This is a genomic window from Ovoidimarina sediminis (genome assembly GCF_032586175.1).
Lineage (GTDB): Bacteria > Pseudomonadota > Alphaproteobacteria > Rhodobacterales > Rhodobacteraceae > Ovoidimarina > Ovoidimarina sediminis.
The window spans coordinates 101,907-121,482 of record NZ_JAWHTE010000009.1 but is presented as its reverse complement, the minus strand read 5'-3'; the positions used below and the strand labels follow the sequence as shown (position 1 = coordinate 121,482).

At 62.1% G+C, this 19,576-nt stretch carries 18 protein-coding genes and 1 pseudogene; 8 read left to right on the top strand and 11 right to left on the bottom strand.

Annotated features, from left to right (window positions below; genetic code table 11):
* Positions 1–3: 3 nt before the first annotated feature.
* From RXV90_RS12500 to RXV90_RS12490, 3 genes are read right to left on the bottom strand one after another with little or no spacing between them, the layout of a single operon-like run.
* Entirely contained in the window at positions 4–1,650 is a 1,647-nt protein-coding gene (locus RXV90_RS12500; protein WP_316649088.1) for a hydantoinase B/oxoprolinase family protein, read from the bottom strand.
* Positions 1,647–3,719, bottom strand: a complete 2,073-nt coding sequence (locus tag RXV90_RS12495) for a hydantoinase/oxoprolinase family protein (protein WP_316649087.1) — start codon at positions 3,717–3,719, stop codon at positions 1,647–1,649. Before RXV90_RS12495 ends, RXV90_RS12500 begins: the two co-directional genes overlap by 4 nt.
* 3 nt (positions 3,720–3,722) lie before the next feature.
* Positions 3,723–4,997: an NAD(P)/FAD-dependent oxidoreductase gene (locus RXV90_RS12490; RefSeq protein WP_316649086.1), complete on the bottom strand. Its 1,275-nt coding sequence runs from the start codon at positions 4,995–4,997 to the stop codon at positions 3,723–3,725.
* A gap of 116 nt (positions 4,998–5,113) precedes the next feature.
* Here RXV90_RS12490 and RXV90_RS12485 point away from each other — a divergent pair, with 116 nt between their 5' ends.
* Positions 5,114–5,515, top strand: coding sequence for a rhodanese-like domain-containing protein (locus RXV90_RS12485; RefSeq protein ID WP_316649085.1), 402 nt, complete (start codon positions 5,114–5,116; stop codon positions 5,513–5,515).
* Between the two features lie 34 nt (positions 5,516–5,549).
* Here the strand turns inward: RXV90_RS12485 and RXV90_RS12480 are convergent, their stop codons facing one another.
* Positions 5,550–5,759 carry a hypothetical protein gene (locus RXV90_RS12480; protein WP_316649084.1) on the bottom strand — a complete coding sequence of 70 codons (210 nt, stop codon included), beginning with the start codon at positions 5,757–5,759 and terminating at the stop codon, positions 5,550–5,552.
* A 172-nt stretch (positions 5,760–5,931) separates the two neighbouring features.
* On the opposite strand from RXV90_RS12480, the gene RXV90_RS12475 reads away from it, so the two are divergent.
* The 5 genes from RXV90_RS12475 to RXV90_RS12455 all read left to right on the top strand — a co-directional run bounded on the left by RXV90_RS12475 (position 5,932) and on the right by RXV90_RS12455 (position 10,047).
* A complete protein-coding gene (locus tag RXV90_RS12475) occupies positions 5,932–6,624 on the top strand; it encodes a FadR/GntR family transcriptional regulator (RefSeq protein ID WP_316649083.1) in 693 nt (230 codons plus the stop codon).
* Positions 6,625–6,703: 79 nt separating this feature from the next.
* The gene (locus RXV90_RS12470) at positions 6,704–7,681 is read left to right on the top strand and encodes an ABC transporter substrate-binding protein (RefSeq protein WP_316649082.1); all 978 of its coding nucleotides are present in this window, start codon (positions 6,704–6,706) and stop codon (positions 7,679–7,681) included.
* Positions 7,682–7,751: 70 nt separating this feature from the next.
* Entirely contained in the window at positions 7,752–8,513 is a 762-nt protein-coding gene (locus RXV90_RS12465) for an ABC transporter permease (protein ID WP_316649081.1), read from the top strand.
* A gap of 70 nt (positions 8,514–8,583) precedes the next feature.
* Positions 8,584–9,291, top strand: a complete 708-nt coding sequence (locus RXV90_RS12460) for an ABC transporter ATP-binding protein (RefSeq protein ID WP_316649080.1) — start codon at positions 8,584–8,586, stop codon at positions 9,289–9,291.
* A gap of 3 nt (positions 9,292–9,294) precedes the next feature.
* Positions 9,295–10,047 carry an ABC transporter permease gene (locus tag RXV90_RS12455; protein WP_316649079.1) on the top strand — a complete coding sequence of 251 codons (753 nt, stop codon included), beginning with the start codon at positions 9,295–9,297 and terminating at the stop codon, positions 10,045–10,047.
* 42 nt (positions 10,048–10,089) lie between these two features.
* Here RXV90_RS12455 and RXV90_RS12450 read toward each other — a convergent pair.
* From RXV90_RS12450 to RXV90_RS12420, 7 genes and pseudogenes are all read right to left on the bottom strand, one after another.
* Positions 10,090–10,846: pseudogene (locus RXV90_RS12450) on the bottom strand (IS5 family transposase).
* A gap of 80 nt (positions 10,847–10,926) precedes the next feature.
* Positions 10,927–11,367 carry a host attachment protein gene (locus tag RXV90_RS12445; RefSeq protein ID WP_316649077.1) on the bottom strand — a complete coding sequence of 147 codons (441 nt, stop codon included), beginning with the start codon at positions 11,365–11,367 and terminating at the stop codon, positions 10,927–10,929.
* Entirely contained in the window at positions 11,364–12,260 is an 897-nt protein-coding gene (locus RXV90_RS12440) for a helix-hairpin-helix domain-containing protein (RefSeq protein ID WP_316649075.1), read from the bottom strand. The genes RXV90_RS12445 and RXV90_RS12440 overlap by 4 nt, the downstream gene beginning before the upstream one ends.
* 186 nt (positions 12,261–12,446) lie before the next feature.
* Positions 12,447–12,677 (bottom strand): YgaP family membrane protein, encoded by a 231-nt coding sequence (locus RXV90_RS12435; RefSeq protein WP_316649073.1) that lies wholly within the window; start codon positions 12,675–12,677, stop codon positions 12,447–12,449.
* A 162-nt stretch (positions 12,678–12,839) separates the two neighbouring features.
* A complete protein-coding gene (locus tag RXV90_RS12430; protein ID WP_316649072.1) occupies positions 12,840–14,579 on the bottom strand; it encodes a SulP family inorganic anion transporter in 1,740 nt (579 codons plus the stop codon).
* Positions 14,580–14,597: 18 nt separating this feature from the next.
* Positions 14,598–15,155, bottom strand: a complete 558-nt coding sequence (locus RXV90_RS12425; RefSeq protein WP_316649070.1) for a rhodanese-like domain-containing protein — start codon at positions 15,153–15,155, stop codon at positions 14,598–14,600.
* Entirely contained in the window at positions 15,152–15,478 is a 327-nt protein-coding gene (locus RXV90_RS12420) for an ArsR/SmtB family transcription factor (protein WP_316649068.1), read from the bottom strand. Before RXV90_RS12420 ends, RXV90_RS12425 begins: the two co-directional genes overlap by 4 nt.
* A gap of 140 nt (positions 15,479–15,618) precedes the next feature.
* Here RXV90_RS12420 and RXV90_RS12415 point away from each other — a divergent pair, with 140 nt between their 5' ends.
* Both RXV90_RS12415 and RXV90_RS12410 read left to right on the top strand, forming a co-directional pair.
* A complete protein-coding gene (locus tag RXV90_RS12415; protein WP_316649066.1) occupies positions 15,619–16,482 on the top strand; it encodes an MBL fold metallo-hydrolase in 864 nt (287 codons plus the stop codon).
* A 106-nt stretch (positions 16,483–16,588) separates the two neighbouring features.
* Positions 16,589–19,564 carry an aminotransferase class III-fold pyridoxal phosphate-dependent enzyme gene (locus RXV90_RS12410; RefSeq protein WP_316649064.1) on the top strand — a complete coding sequence of 992 codons (2,976 nt, stop codon included), beginning with the start codon at positions 16,589–16,591 and terminating at the stop codon, positions 19,562–19,564.
* The last annotated feature ends 12 nt before the right edge of the window (positions 19,565–19,576 follow it).

Sequence of the window (19,576 nt, the reverse complement as noted above, 5' to 3'; positions counted from 1 at the left end):
GACCTATCCCTCATATCCGTAGTCTTGCTTCGCTTGTTCGGGGGTGATGAACCCCGCAATAAGATCCCGTGCCACCGCATCCCTGTCGCGGCGTTTCGGATCGCCATACCCCCCGCCTCCCGGCAGGCTGAGCCTGAGGCGCTGGCCGTTCCGGACGAATTGCCGCCCTTTCGAGGCAAGCTTCGTGCCGTCGGCCAGCGCGACCCCGCCTGCGGCCCCCGCCCCGCCACCGTCGCGGCCGCGGGCGGGATTGTCGACTCGGTCGAACATGGCGTTGATGAAGAAATCATAGCCGTCGCGTGCCTCGATCTCGATGGTTTGCCCGAGACCGCCACGCATTTCCCCTGCCCCGCCCGAGCCTTCGCGCAGATCCTTGCGCCAGACCGTGATTGGCCCAACGTGTTCGGTGGCCTCGACGCTCATCGTAGACACGCCGGAAGGGAACGCCGTGGCCGACAACCCATCATGGCGCGGGCGCGCGCCGGTGCCGCCGGAATTGAACATCAGCACCTCGGCGCCCGGCAGGCCGCTTGACGGATCCGACGCACGGGCGGAAATCTGGATGTTCCAAAGCGCGCTGGCCCCTTCTGCGGGCACGACGCCCGGCAGCGCCTTGTGCAACGCGCCCAGCACCACATCGGGCACGAGATGCCCCATGACATGGCGGACAGAAACGGGGGCCGGGCGCCGTGCGGCTAGGATGCAGCCTTCGGGTGCGGTGATCCGGAACGGTTCGAGCGATCCGGTGTTGTTCGGCACTTCGGCGGCGATGGCGCATTTCAGCGCATAGCAGGCATAGGCGCGCGTATAGACCTCGGGGCAGTTCACGCCGAAACGGCTCATTTCCGAAGTGCCTTCGAAATCTGCCGTCAGGCTCTCGCCCTCGACCGTGAGCGTCACTTCCATGTGAACCGGCGCGTCATACCCGTCGACCTGCATGGTGTTGCGGTATTCACCCGGCGGCACCTTCGCGATGGCGGCCCGTGTCGCCGCACGGCTCGTCTCGATCACGAAATCGGACAGCGCTTGCAGATCGTCGATCCCGAATTCGTCCATCATCGCCTGAAGCCGCCGGTCGCCCGCCTCGTTACAGGCGGCGAGCGAGTACATGTCGCCAACTGTCTGATCCGGCGTGCGGACATTGGCGCGGACGACTTCGATCAGGAACGGCTGCACCTGACCGCGCTCGGCGAATTTAGTGATTGGGATCAGAAGGCCTTCTTCATAGACCTCGCCGGCATCGGGGCCGAAGCCGCGCCCGCCGATATCGACGACATGCGCTGTACAGGCGAAGTAGCCGATGTGCAGGCCTTTCCGGAACACCGGCGTAACCACTGTGATGTCATGGAGGTGCCCGGTTCCGAGCCAGGGATCGTTCGTGATGAAGACATCCCCCTCGAAGGTGTTCTGCGGCCCTATGGCGGCGGCGAAATGGGTGACGCTTTCGGCCATCGCGTTCACATGTCCCGGGGTGCCGGTCACGGCCTGGGCGATCATCCGGCCCTGCCGGTCGAAGAGGCCTGCCGACAAATCACCCGCCTCGCGGACAGAGGTGGAGAAGGCGGTGCGGATCAAAGTCGTCGCCTGTTCTTCCACCACCGCGATCAGGCGGTTCCACATGATCTGGTGATCGATGGCGGCGCTGCTCATTCCCGGGTCTCCTTCGCAAGCAAGAGAAGCGCCCCGTCGCTCTGGGCGATGGCGCGATAGGCGGTGGTGACAATCGTCGAAGTCTCGGATTCGACGATGATCGCAGGCCCCTCCACCGTCATTCCAACGGTCATCGATGCGCGATCTACCTCGCTCGCATCGACATGCGCACGAAGCGCGGCGTCGTAGAACCGCCGCGTCCGGATCACCGGCGCTGGCGAGCCGCCGGACTGATGGGCCACCGGTTTGACCTTAGGCAGAACCGTGGACACCGAAAGAACCCAGTTGGTGATCTCGACCGGCAGGCCCTCGATGATCCGGCCGAAGAGCGTGCGGTAAGCCGTCTCGAAGGCCGCCAGGATCATCGCGACGTCATCCGCCCCGAACCGCTTCCTCTCGAGAAGAACCGGGATCTCCCAACCCTGCCCCGAATACCGCATCTGCGCCGTCAGCCGAACCGCGGTCTCGGCCCCTTCCGCCCCCTCTTCGACGAAGGCCCGAGCCTCGGCTTCCAGGGCCTCGAGCGCTTCGTTTACAGCCCCCGCATCGAAGGCGTCGAGGCGCTGGAACAGCCCTCGGCTCGCTTCGAAACTGAACGGCGCCTTCAGAAACCCGATGGCAGAGCCAACGCCCGCGCCCGGCGGCACGAGCGCCGCGCGGATCCCCAGTTTCTCGCAGAGGCGGCAGGCGTGAAGCGGTGCGCCACCGCCGAAGGCGATCATGGTGAAATGCTCTATATCGCGCCCGTTCTCAACCGTGTGCACACGAGCGGCATTCGCCATGTTCTCGTCGACGAGTTCGGTGATGCCGAAAGCGGCGTCGTGGGGGCTGAGTTCAAGACGGGCCGCCACCGCTTCCGCCCGGTCCGGCAGAAGCGGGATCGATCCGCCCGCGAAGTTTTCGGGATCGAGGCGCCCGAGAAGCAGGTTCGCATCCGTCACAGTCGGATCTTCCCCGCCTCGCCCGTAAGAGGCCGGCCCCGGTTCCGACCCGGCGGAGCGCGGGCCGACCTGAAGCCGCCCGAGGCTGTCGATCGACGCGATCGATCCGCCTCCGGCCCCGATCTCCACCATCTCGACCACCGGCGTCGAGACGGTCATGCCAGAGCCTTTCTTGAACCGGTAGGTTCGCGCAACCTCGAAGGTGTTCGCGGTCTTCGGCGCGCCCTCCTCGATCAGGCAGATCTTTGCGGTCGTTCCCCCCATATCAAAGCTCAGAACCTTGTCGAGCCCATGGGCGCGCGCAAGATCGGCAGCGAAGATCGCCCCACCTGCGGGCCCGCTTTCAAGAAGCCGCACCGGCTGTTGCGCCGCGGTTTCGACGGAGATGAGCCCACCGCCGGAATGCAGCATGAATACTGGCGCGGTGACGCCGATGTCGCCCAGCCGAGCAACGAGCCGCCCCAGGTAATCCGCGACGCGCGGCTGCACATAGGCATTGGCGATCACGGTATTGAACCGTGGTAATTCGCGCATCTGCGGCGAGATCACCGAAGACAGCGAAACCGACAGACCCGGCATCGCCGTGCGAAGCGCCGCGCCCATCGCCACTTCATGTGCATCGTTGGCATAGGCGTGGATCAGCCCGATGGCGACCGCCTCGAACCCGCCGTCGCGGATTCGTTCGACCATCGCTTCCACCTCGCCCGGATCGAGCGGCAAAAGCACCTCGCCCTCGGGTGCCATCCGCTCACTCAGCGTAAAGCGATGCTCGCGCGGCACGAGCGGCACAGGCAGGGTGAGGTTAAGATCGTATTGCTCGAACCGGTTTTCCGAGCGCATCTCGATCACATCCCGAAAGCCCTCGGTCGTGATGAGCGCAGTCTTCGCGCCGCGCCGCTCGATCAGCGCGTTTGTGACGAGCGTGGTGCCGTGGATCACCTGACCGATCTCGCCCAGGCCCACGCCCGCATCACCAGCGGCCTTCACGATGGCGTCGATGATCGCCTGTTCGGGCTGGCTGTATTCCGTCAGCACCTTCCCGGTCGTAAGACCGCCGGGATGCAGCAGGGCGACGTCTGTGAAGGTTCCGCCGATATCCACGCCCACGCGGATGTCATTCTGTCCCATGGCTCAGATGCTCTTCAGAAATTGGTTCACGGTAAAAGCGGCGCGGTACAGCCGTGTCATGACCGGGGACGTGGGCACGGTGGACAGCTGCGTGATCGGCAAAGGCAGATCTGCCGGGTCCATCCCGGTGATGAGATCGGCCATGCATTCGCCGAAGATCGTGCCGGTGATGATGCCCCGTCCGTTATACCCGATAGGGGTGTAGAGATTGGGCGCAAGCTCATAGATGCGCGGCAGATGATCGGGCGTCATCGCGATGTTGCCATGCCAGGCCTCTTCAAACTCGACTGGGCCGAGATCGGGGAAGAGCTGCGCCAGCTTCTTCCCGGCCCAGCGGCGCGAGATTCCCTGCCCGGCAGAGCCGAGCACGGTGCCCATGGAGCCGATTATCAGCCGGCCGCGGGCGTCGCGCCGGAGGCTGAACATGATCCGCCCGGTATCCCACAACCCCTGATGCCCCGGCAGGATGTGCGAGATCCTGTCGCCCATCGGCGCGGTGGCCAGTTGAAAGTAGTTGATCGTGGTGAAGACCCGCTTGAGATCCGGCCACAGATCGTCGGTATAGGCATTCGTTCCGAGAACGACGTGTTTCGCCCGGACGGAGCCCGCCATCGTCGCGACCTCCCACATCTCGCCGATCCGGCTGAGCCCCGTCACCGTGACGCCCGTGCGGATCGTCGCCCCGGCCCCGAGTGCGGCGCGGGCAAGCCCCCGGCAATACCCCATCGGGTTCACCGTTCCGGCCCGATGATCGAGAAGGCCGCCTGCGAAGGACGTCGTCCCGGTATGCGTGACCATCTCTTCGCGGCTGAGGAGCTCCACCGGCTCGCCTAGCCGGTGCCATTCGTCGAAGCGTCCGCGCAGATCGACCATGCCAGACGCAGCATGGGCGGCATGGATCGTTCCGTTCCGTGTCGCCTCACAGCGGATCTGGTGGCGTTCGATCAGTGAAAAGACCTGCGCAGGCCCGTCGGAGAAGCGCCGGATGAAGCGCGGGCCATAGGTGTCGCCGAGCGCCTTTCTGACGGCCGCCGGCGGATGCCATACGCCCGCGTTGACAAGCCCGACATTCCGCCCGGATCCCCCGTAACCGATCTGACGTGCTTCCAGAACGAAGGCGTCGAGCCCCTTCTCTGCTGCGTAAAGTGCCGTAGAGAGGCCCGTGAAACCGCCGCCGACGATGGCAAGATCGGCCGTCGCGTCGCCGTCAAGGGGAGCTTGGAAATTAGGCTCTTCGGCAGAAGCATCCCAAAGGGAAATCGGGCTCTCGGAATTCATCGGCCAGCCTGTTCTGTCTTTAATACCGCGATCTACCGCCTGTACCGGCAGGTTGCAACGACAGGCGCGCTGTGTCCTCTAATGGCGGGAGCAATCAAGGCGACGGAGGTTCACCGATGGCATTGAAGAAGACAGCGGCACAGATGGTTCAGGAGGCCCGGAACCGGATAGAGGAGATCGAAACCGCGGATCTGATTGGCATGCTGGACGACCCCGATGTCGTGATCGTCGACATCCGCGACGTCCGGGAACGTCAGCGCACCGGATTCATTCCCGGAAGCTTCCATGCCCCGCGAGGGATGATCGAATTCTGGGTCGATCCCGCCAGCCCCTACCACAAGGATGTGTTCGCGCAGCCGGGCAAGAAATACGTGTTTCACTGCGCCTCGGGCTGGCGCTCGGCGCTTACGGTCGCGACGCTGCAGGAGATGGGGTTTGACGCAGCCCATTTGAGAGAGGGGTTTGGCGCGTGGGAAAAGGCCGGCGGCCCGGTCGAACACATCAAGAAGGACGGCTGACGCCGCGCCAGTGGCGCGGTGCCTGCCCCAGGTGTCAGGCCCGCGCTCCGGCGTAGTATTCGATGCGCGATTCCAGCCGGCCGATCAGGTCGGCCAGCGTCAGGACAAAGGCGAATAGGATCAGGATCAGCGCCCAGAAATGCGCCTTCAGGAAGCTCTGGGAGTAGAGAGAAATCAACGTTCCGACCCCGATGGTAGACATGACAAGCTGACCGATCACGACGCGCTTATGATCGGTGCCCAAAGGTCTTCCTCTCGGCAGTCGCACTCGCCGCAACCGTCATCTATTGGCTATGGGCCTCGATCCTAAATCAATCCTGATTAATCAGCCATGATTTGGGTTCTATATTGATTTATGGGTATGTTAGCAGCATTGTGGGACCAATGACTCAAATTGATCGACCAAAGTGAAGTAAATGAACATTGTCGCAAGGCAGGAGTCAGACACCCGCGTTATTGAAGCCACGGAAAGGCTGAGGGCTTTGATCGAGGGTGGCGACTACCGCCCCGGAGACCGGCTGCCGCCGGAGCGTGACCTCATCCAGGACTTGGGCATAAGCCGTACGATCCTGCGCAAGGCTCTAGATTCGTTGGAGCGTGAGGGGGCAATTTGGCGCCATGTTGGTAAGGGCACATTCAAGTCTAGCCGGCCGTCGCTTCTGAGCGATCTTTCCCTGCTCAGCAGGCAGGTCACTCCGGTCAAGATGGTGCGCGCAAGGCTGGCGATCGAACCCGCAATCGCGCGCGAGGCGGCGATCAATGCCTCGGTTGAGGCAGTCACGCGGCTTAGACTAGCTGGCGAACGCGCCGAGCGGGCGCGATCGTGGGAGGAATATGAGGCACTGGACGATCGGTTCCACCGCACACTGGCCGAAGCCACGGACAACATACTGCTCTTGGCGCTGTTCGAACGGCTAAATGAGACACGTCGCTCCGTTGCTGGTACTAACGTTATCCGAAAATCATCTAAGCCACCTGAGGGCCACTCGAGTTTCACGGAGCACCGGGACGTCGTAGCAGCGATCGAGGCGCGTGATCCGCACGCTGCATTCGAAGCGATGCGCCGGCATATCGGCTCGGTTTCTGCGCGTCTGTTTGGGGAAGTTTAAGGCTCAGGAACGATGCGACCAGACCCGTGCGTCGGTAAGAAAACAAGCATAAACATCGAACTTAGGGAGGAACAAAACGATGTTGAACATTCTCAGGACACTGACGGCCGCAGCCGTCGCAATACCGCTGGTGTTGGGTTTCGGAGTGGAGAAGGCAGAGGCCGACAAGATCCGGATTGCACTAGCCGAAACACCGTCGGATGAGCTGGCAGCATTCTTCGTGGCACTTGATCGCGCAAAGGCAAATGGGCTCGACTATGAGTGGACAGCCTTTTCGGACGAGGAACTCGCGATCCAGGCGGTTCTGTCAGGCCAAATGGACATCGGTTTCGGCACGCCCTACGCCGCTATGCAGCGGTCTAAAGCGCCGCTGCGCATCGTGTTCCAATTGTCGAAGCTCAAGTTCTTCCCGGTCACAACTAAAAAGTATAATAAGCTAGAGGACTTGAACGGGGAGCCGATCCTCTTGCACTCTCGGGGCGGCGGCACGGATTCCATCGCCAACGTGATCGAGGACCGCCTAAACATCAAGTTCGGCGAACGCTCCTACGTTCCAGGGTCTTCGAACCGGGTTGCGGCTCTTCTGGGCGGGCGTGCAGATGCAACGATCATCGACCTTTCAAACAAAAACAAGCTGATGCGCAGCGACGCAGGCGCTGATTTCAACGTACTCGAGATGTTTGATGTTGAGGCCAGCGACGAAGCACTGTTCGGCAATCTCGACTGGATCCAGGAGAACGCCGAAGACGTCCAAATCTTTGTCGACGCCCTTGTTAGCGTGTACCGGGACATGCACGATGATCCGACAATCATTCGCCGTGAGACCAACCCCGATGGCCCTATCGGTCAGCTGCCCAAAGAAATCTTGGCCGAACTTGACGGATTCTACAGCGATGCAGTGGAAGCGGGACTCTACGATCCAAATGGCGGCGGCCGGAAGGCGGCGACGGCCGATATGGAGTGGTATTCGGCAGCCGGTCAGCTGGACGGTGATCCGAGTGACTTGAACATCGAAGACTTTTGGTACCTCGCACCGCTCGACGCCGCAATGAACTGACCGCTCTAGTTGCTGCCGCGTCAGAAGTCGGGGCGCGGCAGCCTTATCTAATATTTCCGGAACACGATCCATGCAGAACCGCTCGCTGCACCTGAAGATTCTATCCGCCGTCATCCTATTCGGCGCTTGGGAGATTGCAGGCCGTATTCCTATCAGTTACGCATTCCCCACCTTCTTGGAATCCCTAGGTGCTCTCTTCCGCATGGCGAAGGACGGTTCCCTCTGGGCGGCCTACGGGGAGACCCTTCAGCCACTCGTTGTGGGCGTTGCGATCTCGGCAGTCCTCGGTATTGCGATCGGTCTTTGGGTGGGGCTGAGCAATGTCTTTGATTGGTTGTTCTCCCCGATATTCATCGTAATGCAAGCCGCGCCGCTTGCAGCACTAATTCCGCTTCTAGTGCTGGTTTACGGAATCGGGCTGACGTCAAAGGTGTTGGTTGTCTGCATCATGGCGATGCCCGTTATAGTGCTAAACACATCCAGTGCCGTGCGAAACACGCCAGCATCTCTCAAAGAAATGGCGAAGGCGTTCCTCGCTTCTGATTTGAGTATCATCCTGAAGATCGTCATCCCCGCCGCCTCTCCTGTGATTTTTGCGGGCTTGCGGCTTGGTGTTTCAGCCGGGTTTATCGGAGCGATCCTAGCGGAACTGAAGATTACACCGACCGGGGTAGGCGACATCATCACTTACAGCCGGTCTATTGCCGATTATCCCAGCATGTACGCTGCTATCTTCTCTATCATTCTTTTGGCGGTTCTGTTTCTGAATCTCCTCGAGAAGACCGAGGCCGTACTCTTCAAAGGAAACCAACGTGGCTATATCTCAGACTAAACCCGCGGTCGCCGACGCGGTTCCAGAAAGCGCGGTTTCGACTCGGAAGATATCGAAAAATTACGGCGAGGTGGAAGCCTTGCGCGACTTGTCACTGGAGTTCCCACGCGGCCAATTGACGTCGCTATTGGGGCCATCTGGCTGCGGAAAGACCACGCTTCTGAAAATCATCGCAGGTCTTCTGGAACCGACATCGGGCGAGGTCGAGGTCAACGGCCACACTGTAACTGGCCCTGGTCCCGACCGGGCGTTTGTTTTCCAAGATTTCGCGCTTCTACCCTGGGCCAGCGTGATTCGGAACGTTGCTTTCGGCTTGGAAATGCGCGGCGTGGCAAAATCCGAACGTGAGTCGATTGCAAAGCACTACATCGACGAGGTTGGTCTAAGCGGGTTCGAGCAGGCGTTTCCACATGAGTTATCTGGCGGCATGCGCCAGCGGGTAGGTCTCGCCCGTGCGTTGTCGGTGGATGCCCAAGTGCTCCTAATGGACGAGCCATTTTCAGCCGTAGACGAACAAACGCGTCGCAAGTTCCAGGAGGATCTGCTGGGCCTCGTCGCGAACGAGAACAAGACCTTCATCTTTGTCACACACTCGATCGAGGAAGCTGTCTACGTCTCGGACCAAATCGCGATCCTATTACCACGTCCGAGCCGTGTGTCCGAGATCATCCGGCCCTCGGGTTTCCGGGAAAAAGGCATCGACAACATTCGCCGCGACCCAGAATATTTGGACATTGTCGACCAGATCTGGGCCTCGCTGCGCAGCTATGTGGAGTAGACCATGACCTTATTTGGTTATCGCCTGCCAGGCATGTCTTCTCTGATCCTCTGGGGGCTCTTGTGGGAAATTGTTGGCCAGATGGGAGTGACGTTCTTTATTCCGCCACTGTCGGAGGTCGTGACAACGCTCTTTTCTGTGCTAGGCACGGACGCATTTCAGAAGGCTCTGGCGGAAACTGCCTACGCGTTCTCGCTGGGCGTCTTTTTCGCCATCGTAATTGGCATTCCGGTGGGCATACTGATGGGCAAAAACCGGCTGCTTGACGAACTTCTGTTGCCATGGGTGAACGTCTTTCTCAGTGCCCCGCTAACAGCGCTGGTCCCTGTGCTGATGGTACTCTTCGGGTTCGGGATGAAGGCGATTGTCATCACTACAACACTCTTCGGCATCTGGATAATTATTCTCAACGCACGTGCTGGGGTGAAACAGATCAACCGCTCGCTTATAGAGATGGCGCATAGTTTTGGCGCCTCACCGTGGAAGGCATTCAGTCAAGTTTATTTCTGGGCGGCTCTGCCGGAGATTCTTGGAGGTGTGCGGATCGGTGTGATCCGCGCTGTAAAAGGGGTGATCATCGGCCAGCTCTTAATTTCGATCGTAGGCTTCGGTGCTCTATTCGAGCTCTACTCGGCTAACTTCTTGATGGCGCATTTCTGGGCGGTGCTAATCGTGCTGTTCGCGCTGGCTTTTACGATCTCAGAGTTTCTCGCCTACCTTGAACGAAAGGTTTCGTACTATGCAGCAAAGCGCTAACCCGAGATGCGGTAAACCTTGAAGACCCACTAGGGTCAGGGCTCATAGCCAATAGATGACGGTTGCGGCGAGTGCGACTGCCGAGAGGAAGACCTTTGGGCACCGATAATACCGTGTCGCGACACGCCGCCTGTCCTTGAGCCTGCCGAACATGATCTCGATCCGGTGCGCCGCTTGTATCGACGCTTGTCATAGCGCACAGCGCTTTTGCGTTGCTTGCGGCCAGGGATACAGGCCCGGATCCCTTGGTCTTTCAATGCTTCCCTGAACCAGTCGGCGTCATAGCCGCGGTCTCCGAGGAGCCAATCGAAATCCGGCAGGCTGCCGAGCAATGCCCGAGCGCCGATTTAGTCGCTGACCTGACCGGCGGTGACAAACAGGTTGAGTGGCCGCCCCTGGCTGTCGCAGATGGCATGCAGTTTTGTGTTCATGCCGCCCTTGGTTCGGCCGATCAGGCGTCAACGCCCCCCTTTTTCGCGGCCATGCTGGTCGCGGTCCGGTGCGCCCTCAGATAGCTGGCGTCAATCATGACCGTCTTCTCCTCGCCGTTCTCGGCTGCCAGGCCGGCCATGATCTGCGCGAAGACGCACTTGTCGCTCCACCGCTTCCAACGGTTGTAGAGCGTCTTGTGCGGGCCGCACTCAAAAGGCGCGTCACGCCAACGCAACCCATTGCGATTGATGAGGATAATCCCGCTCAGCACACGCCGGTCGTCAACCCGTGGCTTGCCGTGGGACTTCGGGAAATAGGGCTCAAGACGCGCCATCTGCGCATCTGTCAGCCAGAAGAGATCAGACATGTTCACCGCTCGTCTTCGGGCGGTGAATCACGCAGCTCACCGGAAATCAATGAGTCCTGACACCAAGCTTCGCCCACCCTTCACGAATAAAGATGAGACTTCAATGTCTCTCCAAGCTTCTCCAGCGGCAGATGGGTGAAATCCTTGTCGATTTCCATCCAGATCGTCGCGCGCACGGACGTATCGAGGTGATTGCGCAGAAATCCCATAAGGCGAGGGGCCGCAACGATCACCAGTTGTTCGAACTCTCCCTTGCGCAACGAGGCCAAAAGCCTCTCGCCGGTATCCCGCGCAAAGGCGTCGAGGGCGAGATCTTCTGACGCGGTCCGCGGATCCATCCGATGCTGGGATGGCCCGACACGGGAATGCGACATACCGGGATCATCGGCATAGTCGTTCACTGCCGGCGCTTTCCAGACATGGCCCTCGAGCGGGACAAGCGGTGTATTCCGCCCCCTGAGCTCGAATACACGCGCCGTATCTCCATTGGCCACGATGACCCGTGTCGTCTTTGCCTTCATTCCCCTGTTTCCCTGATCTGATCGCCATACGCCGGGCGGTGTGGTTCGTGCCCGCGCACAACCCGCTCTCCCTTGAATGGCCCCCGCGTTTCGGTAACGACCGTGCATTGCCCTTCCGCCGTCCCGTCTTTCTCGAAATAGATGACGACCCAGTCGCGCGTGCGGCTTAGCCGGTGCGCGTTGGGCGTGTTCGAATAAAGCGCGGTCAGCCTCCATGGCCCGCGCTCGGTGTGCAGGATCGGAAGCCAGGCCGCACCGCCCGGATTGAACCGGCGAGGCGCGATCTTCGGTAGGTCGTCCGCCATCACACGCCGCCTGTATTCGCGATCCACATCGAGTACTTTCTCGATAGGCGGCGCCGGCATCCTGCCGTCGGCGCGCGGAAACCTGCGCCGCGCCAACATCTCCGACAGCGAATGCTGAATGGCCCGGACGCGGCGCTTGCCGATTCCGTTCAGCGTTTCCAACCGCCCGTCATAGGCGGCAACCTCCAGACCTTCCAGCGTCTCGATTCCAAGATCCTCATGGATGACCTGGGCCAGGCGCGGGCCGATCGTCGGAACGGTCTGAAGCACCTTTTCGGGGTCCAGTTCCCCGCGCAGACGGCGCATCATGGCAAGATCGCCGGTCCGCAAGAGCTCGGCGATCGCTCCCGCAATCGAGGTGCCAATTGTCGGCAGGTCTTCAAGGCTGCGGCCGCCCTTCTCCGTCAGAATTTTCCGCAGGCTTTCCGTCATCGCGGCCACGAAGGCGGACGCTTCCCGGTAGGCCCTGACCCGGTAGGGATCGGCCCCCTGCGCATCCAGCAGATCCGCGACCTCGGCAAGCTTTTCAGCGATGAAGAGGTTATCGGATCGCGCTGCGTCCGGCTTGTTCGGTCTCGTCTCCTGCACGGCAAATCTCGTTCTAGCTTCCGGGATCACTCTTATCACCCGCCCGACCGGCTCGGTTGACGTGCCTCAATCCGATCGAACGCCCTGCACATCCCGGCGCGCCGGCCGTTCGCAAGATCTTCGGTGTAATGACACTGCCCCCTTCGCGACGCCGGAACAGCCCGGCGATCAGTCGAGCAGATCACGTCAACGCCTTAATCCCCTGCCCCGGCCTTTCGTCCTGATCCCGAACGCGGAATAGAGCGGGCAGAAGGCGAACACGGCCGTGACGCCAAGCAACGCGCCAAGTCCCATGCTGACGATGGCAAGCCAGGTGTTCGACCAGCTGACCGGAATGCCGAGGAACGGGGTGAAAAACAGCACAAGCCCGATCACGAGCCTGAGGATTCGGTCGACCGTGCCCATGTTTTCTTCCATCCGGTCTCCTCCATCACTGCGGCGTTCCCGCGATATTCCCGGCCGATATTAAGCGGCTTTGAAAACCGACGGCTGATGCCCGTCAAACTGCAAGACGGATCTTGGGCTTCGCACACCGGATCGTCGCCGGAGACACCTCGCGCATCGCGCCCGTGCCTTTGGTCAGGCCGCCCTGATCCGCGCGCCGCCCGAAAGCGCGTCGCTCGCCTCGTGCGTGCTGAGAAATACCCGGCCTTTCCCGAGTTCCTGCAGGAATGACACCCTGTCCAGGCGATCCATCACCGGCCCTTTGACTTCGGCCAGATGTAGGGTGACGCCCGCGTTGCGCAGCCGCTCGATCATGCGTTCCAGCGATTCGAGCGCGCTTGCATCGATGAAGTTGACGGCACTCATGATCAGCACAAGATGCTCGATTTCGGGCCGTTCCGAGACACGTGCCAGAAGGGCGTCTTCCAGATATGCCGTGTTCGCGAAGTAAAGGCTCTCGTCGACCCGCACCATCAGAACTTTCGGATCCGTCGTCACCTTGTGTCGAAGGACATTCCGGAAATGCTCCGTCTCTCCCACGCGGCCCACCTCCGCCATGTGCGGACGGCTGGTACGCCAGAGGTAAAGCGCGATCGACAGCGCGGCACCGAACACGATCCCCAGTTCGACACCGACACTCAGAACTGCGGCGAAGGTGACCATCAGCGATGCGGCATCTGCCCGGTTGTACGCCCACGCGTCGCGCAGCGCCTTTACGTCGATCAGATCGAAAACCGCAATGACGATGATTGCCGCCAGCGTTGCCTGGGGCAGGAAATAGATCAGCGGCGTCAGGAACAGCACGGTGATCGCGATAAGCCCGGCCGTAATGATCGATGCAAGCGGCGTCACCGCCCCTGCCGTGAAATTCACGAGCGACCGTCCGAACCCGCCGGCAACCGGGTAACCGCCGGTGAAGGACGCCCCGATATTCGCGGCGCCAAGTGCGATCAATTCCTGGTTCGCATCCACCTTTTGCCGGCGCTTGCTGGCAAGCGATTTGGCGACCGATACGCTTTCCAGAAACCCTACTAAGGCGATCAGTGCCGCCGCCGGAAAAAGCTCCTGGATCAGCGCCATATCGAAGCCGGGCGCGGCAAGGGGCGGAAGGCCCGAAGGGATATCGGCCACGATCATGACACCTGCTGACTGGTCGAGCCCCAGAAGCCAGACAGCCATCGTCGTCAGGAACACCGCGACAAGCGGTCCGGCCTTCGCCAGAACCTGCGCATGGCCACGCGCGACCCCAAGCGCGGCAAGCCAGCCGGCGAGACGCGTCTTGAAGACCAAGAGAATTGTCAGCGAGGTGGCGGCGATCCCGAAAGTCACCAGGTTCGTCTGACCGATTTGGCTTACGGCATGGCCGATGGTTTCGGTAATAAGGTGGGTGCGCGGAATGTCGATTCCCAGAAGATACTTCAACTGCGAGAACCCGATCACAAGGGCCGCCGCGCTCGAAAACCCGGAAATCACAGGATGGCTCAGGAAGTTGACGAGAAAGCCAAGCCGCGCAAGCCCCATGCCAAGAAGGATGGCGCCGCTCAGGAAGGCCAGAAGGATCGCGCCGGACAGGTATCCCGCACTTCCGCCTGCGTGAAGTTCGCCCAGCGTCGAGGCGACCATCAGCGAAACGATCGCAACGGGCCCCACGGCCAGCGCACGGCTCGACCCCAAAACGCCGTAGAAGACAAGCGGTACGATCGAGGCGTAAAGCCCCACTTCCGGCGGCAGACCGGCAAGAAGCGCATAGGCCATACCCTGCGGCACAAGCATGATCGCGACGATCAGACCGGCGAGCCCGTCGCTAGCAAGCTCTTCCCGGCCATATCCGGGAAGCCACTCGAAAATGGGCAGATACCGTCGGAGTTTACTCATGGACATGGCCCGTACTCCTCAGATCAGGGCAGGATCCGCCACGGCATGCTGCCCGGAAATCACGCGGTTCCAGGGCATGTGTTTCAGAAGGCTGGCCATGGCACAGTTGCCGGTCAGCCCCGCCTGGGTCAGCCCGGCCCCGACAAAGGCGCTGATCGCGGCGAACCACGGGTTGACGAAAACGGCCAAGGCAAGACCGATCAGAACGAGGCTGCCCGCAGCAATCTGCACCTGACGCATGATACTGATCGGCGCCTTGGCGTTTTCATTCACCTTCAGACCGGCATCACGCCAGGCCTGAATGCCGCCTTCCAGCTGATAGACCTTCCTGAACCCCGTCTGCAGGATCTGGGGCGCGGCTGCTTCCGTTCGCCCGCCGCTGCGGCAGTGGAACACGGCGATCTTCTCGTGATCCCTGGGGAAGTCATCCGGGTTGAAGCCCGACAGCGGCACAAGATGCGCCTCCGGCACGTGCTCTTTGATCCATTCGTCGGGTTCGCGCACGTCGATCAGAACGGCCTTGCCTGACCTGACCCATTGATGGGCCGTCTTCGGGTCGATGCTTTCAAGTTTCATGTCTGGTTGTCCTTCAAGGGTTTGCCGGTCGCACCGCAGTATTTCGCGTAGAGAAAGTTCAGCACCTCGGCGACGTTGGGGTCGACGATGCGGTAGAACATCGTCTGCCCATCGCGCCGGGCCTTCACGATCCTTTCGCGTCTGAGCACGGCCAGTTGTTGCGACACCGCTGTATCCCGTGCCCCGATCTCCCGCGCGAGCTGGCCCACGGATTTCTCCCCTTCGGTCAGCAGGCAAAGAATGATCAGGCGGCTTCGGTTCGACAGAAGCGTCATCAGATCGCAGACCTCGTCTGCAGCAGATTGCATGTCATTCATATTCATACTTGCGCATGTAGGAATGTATACCCATATCGTCAAGAGTAAGATGCTGCGGGGTCAGATCCGGATAGGGCCTTGCGGCCGGTCAACCCGGGACGCGCAGCAAACGCTACTGAGATGAAATCGAGGCAAGGAGCTTGATCATGAAACCCGACGTCAAAGCATTCTTCGACGAAGCCACCTTCACCGTCTCCTATGTGGTGAAGGATCCCGAAGGCCAAAGCTGCGCCGTGATCGACTCGGTGCTCGATTACGATCCCAAGTCAGGGCGGACCGACACCACCTCAGCCGATGCGATCATCGCCTATGTGAAGGAACGAGGCCTCAAGGTCGAATGGCTGCTCGAAACCCACGCGCACGCCGATCACCTGAGTGCCGCGCCCTATATTCAGAAGGCGCTCGGCGGCACGACGGCCATCGGCTCTCACATCACCGAGGTGCAGAATGTCTTCGCCAAGCTCTTCAATGTCGAGAAGGGCTTTCAGACCGATGGCCGCCAGTTCGAACATCTTCTGAAGGATGGCGAAGAGTTCAGGATCGGCGGGCTGACCCTGCGCGCCATGCATACCCCCGGTCACACGCCCGCCTGCATGACCTATGTCACCGATGGCGCGGCATTTGTCGGCGACACGCTTTTCATGCCGGATTTCGGTACGGCGCGGGCGGATTTCCCGGGCGGCGATGCCCGGCAAATGTACCGCTCGATCCAGAAGATCCTCGCACTGCCGGACGATACCACGCTGTATATGTGCCACGACTACAAGGCGCCAGGCCGCGACGAATATAAGTGGGAAACGACGGTGGCCGAGGAAAAGGCCCAGAACGTCCACGTCGGCGGCGGCAAGACCGAGGACGAATTCGTCACCATGCGCGAGGCGCGGGATGCCACCCTCGAGATGCCGACGCTGATTCTCCCCTCCGTGCAGGTCAACATTCGCGCGGGCGAGATGCCGCCGGCGGAGGATAACGGCGTGTCCTACCTCAAGATCCCGATCAACCAGCTTTGAAACGAGGGCCGGGCTGCTTTCCCGCGGCCCGGCCCTCGATTTGCCCTCGCACCCCCTTGCCCCAACGACTAGCGTCTTCTCGAAGACACCTCTCACCGGGGGCGAGATGACCGAGTACTGGCAAAAGTTCTTCCGCGACACCTGGGGTATTTCCGGGCGCATCGCTGCCCTGCCCGGTGAACTGGATCTGAACTTTCTGGCCCCGGACGACGGCCTCGTTCTCAAGGTCATGCGTCCCGGTTGCGATCGCGCGCTGGTGGAGCTTCAGGCCGCGCTTCACGCCCATCTGTCGCGGTCCGGGAACTGCCCCGTTCCTGAGGTCGTCGCCGCGAAAGACGGGCGTGAGCTTCTGGAGACGGCCGACGAAACCGGAGCGGCCCGGCTTGTCTGGGCCATCAAGCGGCTCGACGGAACAACCGTGGCGAATATCCGTCCGAGGCTTGAAAGCGTCGCGGCGGATCTCGGGCGGGTGACCGCGCACATGGCCGAGGATCTTGCCGGGTTCGATCACCCTGCCCTCGACCGTCCGCTGAAATGGGATCTGCGCCGTGCGGATTGGATCAGAGACGAGATCGGCCTGATAAACGACGGTGCACGACGGGCGCAGATCACCGGGCTTCTCGACGCCTTCACCGCGCGGCACCTTCCGCTTCTCGAACGGCTGCCCGCACAGGCGATCCACAACGATCTCAACGACCACAACCTGCTGGCCCGCGTGGATCTGAACGGTGCCGCGCTGACCGGGGTAATCGATTTTGGCGACGCGATCCGCGCGCCCGTTCTGTGCGATCTTGCCATTGCCGGGGCCTATGCCGCGCTCGATACAGACCGGCCGCTGGCTCAGGTCACCGCGCTTGTGCGCGGCTTTTGCAGCGTGCGCCCCCTGAGAGAGGAGGAGGCCGATGCGCTCTGGCCCCTCGTTCTCATGCGGCTTGGCGTAAGCGTCGTGAACGCCGCACGGGAAAAGCGGCTGAAGCCGGATGATCCTTACGTGACGGTATCGGAACGTCCCGCCTGGCGGCTTCTCGACTGGGCGCGTGACCAGGATGCGACCGCGATCACCGCGACCTTGCGACATGCCGCGGGGCTAGACCCTGCGCCCTGCATGGCACGCGCGGCCCGGGCGCTCGACAGCGCGCTGATCTGCCCGATGTTGGAAACCGATCTTGCGGGGGCGCGCGTGGCCGATCTTTCGGTCACCGGCCGCGATGCACCGGGCGATCCGGAGACGGGTGCCCTCGACCCCGCAACGTTCGGAGAGGCGCCGGTTCTGGGCCGCTGGGCCGAACCCCGGCTGATCTACACCGCGCCGCTCTTTCGCGCGGGTTCGCATCCGGCGGAGGGCCGCAGAACCCTTCACATGGGGCTCGACGTATTTCTGCCCGCGGGCACCGCCGTCGCCGCCCCGATCGCGGGCGTGGTGCGCTATGCGGGACGCGAGGACGCCGCCCAGGGCTATGGGGGTTGCGTGATCCTCGAACATGAGGCGGGCGGGGCGCGGTTCGCCGCGCTTTATGGGCACCTCGCGCCTGCCTCGATCGCCGGTCTTGCGCCCGGCGCGTCGGTGGACGCGGGAACGGTGTTCGCACGCCTCGGAACGGCAGAGGAGAACGGCGGCTGGCCGCCCCATCTTCATCTTCAGCTCGGGCACCCGGACCAGGCGGACGCGCCCTTTGCCGGTGTCTACGCGGCGGGAATGGAGGAAACGGCCCGCGCGCTGCATCCAAATCCGGCGCGGCTTCTGAGCCTTGATCCCGCCACGGTCACTGCCCCGCGCCTCGATCACGAGGCCGAGGCGGCGCGGCGGCGGCGCCACAGCACGCGAAACCTCAAACTTTCCTATGCCAAGCCGCTGCCGATCCTGCGCGGACGCGGCACGCTGCTATACGACGACCGGGGGCGCACCTACCTCGACGCCTATAACAACGTGCCCCATGTGGGCCACGCCCATTCGCACGTGGTGGCGGCCATCGCGCGGCAGATGGCCCTGGTAAACACCAACACGCGGTATCTTCAGCCGATCTGGGCGGACTATGCCGAAGCGATCACCGCGCTGATGCCCGAGGGGCTCGACGTCGTGTTCTGCGTCAATTCCGGCAGCGAGGCCAACGACCTTGCCCTGCGACTTGCGGCGGCTGCCTCGGGCGGGACGGAGGTAATCGTCTCTCGCGCCGGATATCACGGGATCACGCGCGCGGCGATCGAGATCAGCGAGTACAAATTTGGCGGCCCGGACGGGACGGGCCGACCCGACCATGTGCACGTGGCCGAGGTGCCCGACCCCCTGCGCGGGGCGCTTCCGGGCAACGACGATCCGGGGCCGCGCTATGCCGATGACGTGGCGCGCGTGATCCGCGAGGCCGAAGGCTTGGGTCGCAGGGTTTCGGCCTTCATCTCGGAGCCGTTTCCAAGCGTCGCGGGCCAGGTCATCCCCCCGGCAGGCTACCTGAAGGCGGTTTACGATCACGTACGCGCAGTCGGCGGGATCTGCATCGCGGATGAGGTGCAGACCGGGCTCTGGCGGCTTGGGCAAACCCCTTGGGGCTTCGCCCAGCAGGGCGCACGGCCCGATATCGTCGTCTTGGGCAAGCCCGTCGCAAACGGGCACCCCATGGGGGTCGTGGTGACGACGCGCGAGATCGCCGATGCCTTTGCGAGCCGTATGGAATTCTTCTCGACCTTCGGGGGGTCGTCGGTGTCCTGCGCCGCGGCGCTTGCTGTGCTGGATGTTCTCAGGGACGAGGACCTGCCCCGGCAAGTGGAGCGTGTGGGCGCCCGGATGCTTAACGGGCTTTCGGCGCTCGCCGCACGCTATCCGCTTCTCGCGGACGTGCGGGGCATGGGCCTGTTTCTCGGGGTGGATCTGGCACGCCCTGACGGCTCACCCGCGACCGAGGCCGCGGCCTATATCGTCAACCGGCTTCGCGAGAACCGCGTACTGATCGGATCGGACGGGCCCCACGACAACGTGCTGAAGATCCGTCCCCCCCTGGTGTTTTCAGAGACCGACGCGGATTTCCTGCTGCGGCGGCTGGAAGCCATCCTCGGAGAGACGGCGCTTCAGCCCTTCATGGACGGCTGAACGCCCCGCCCG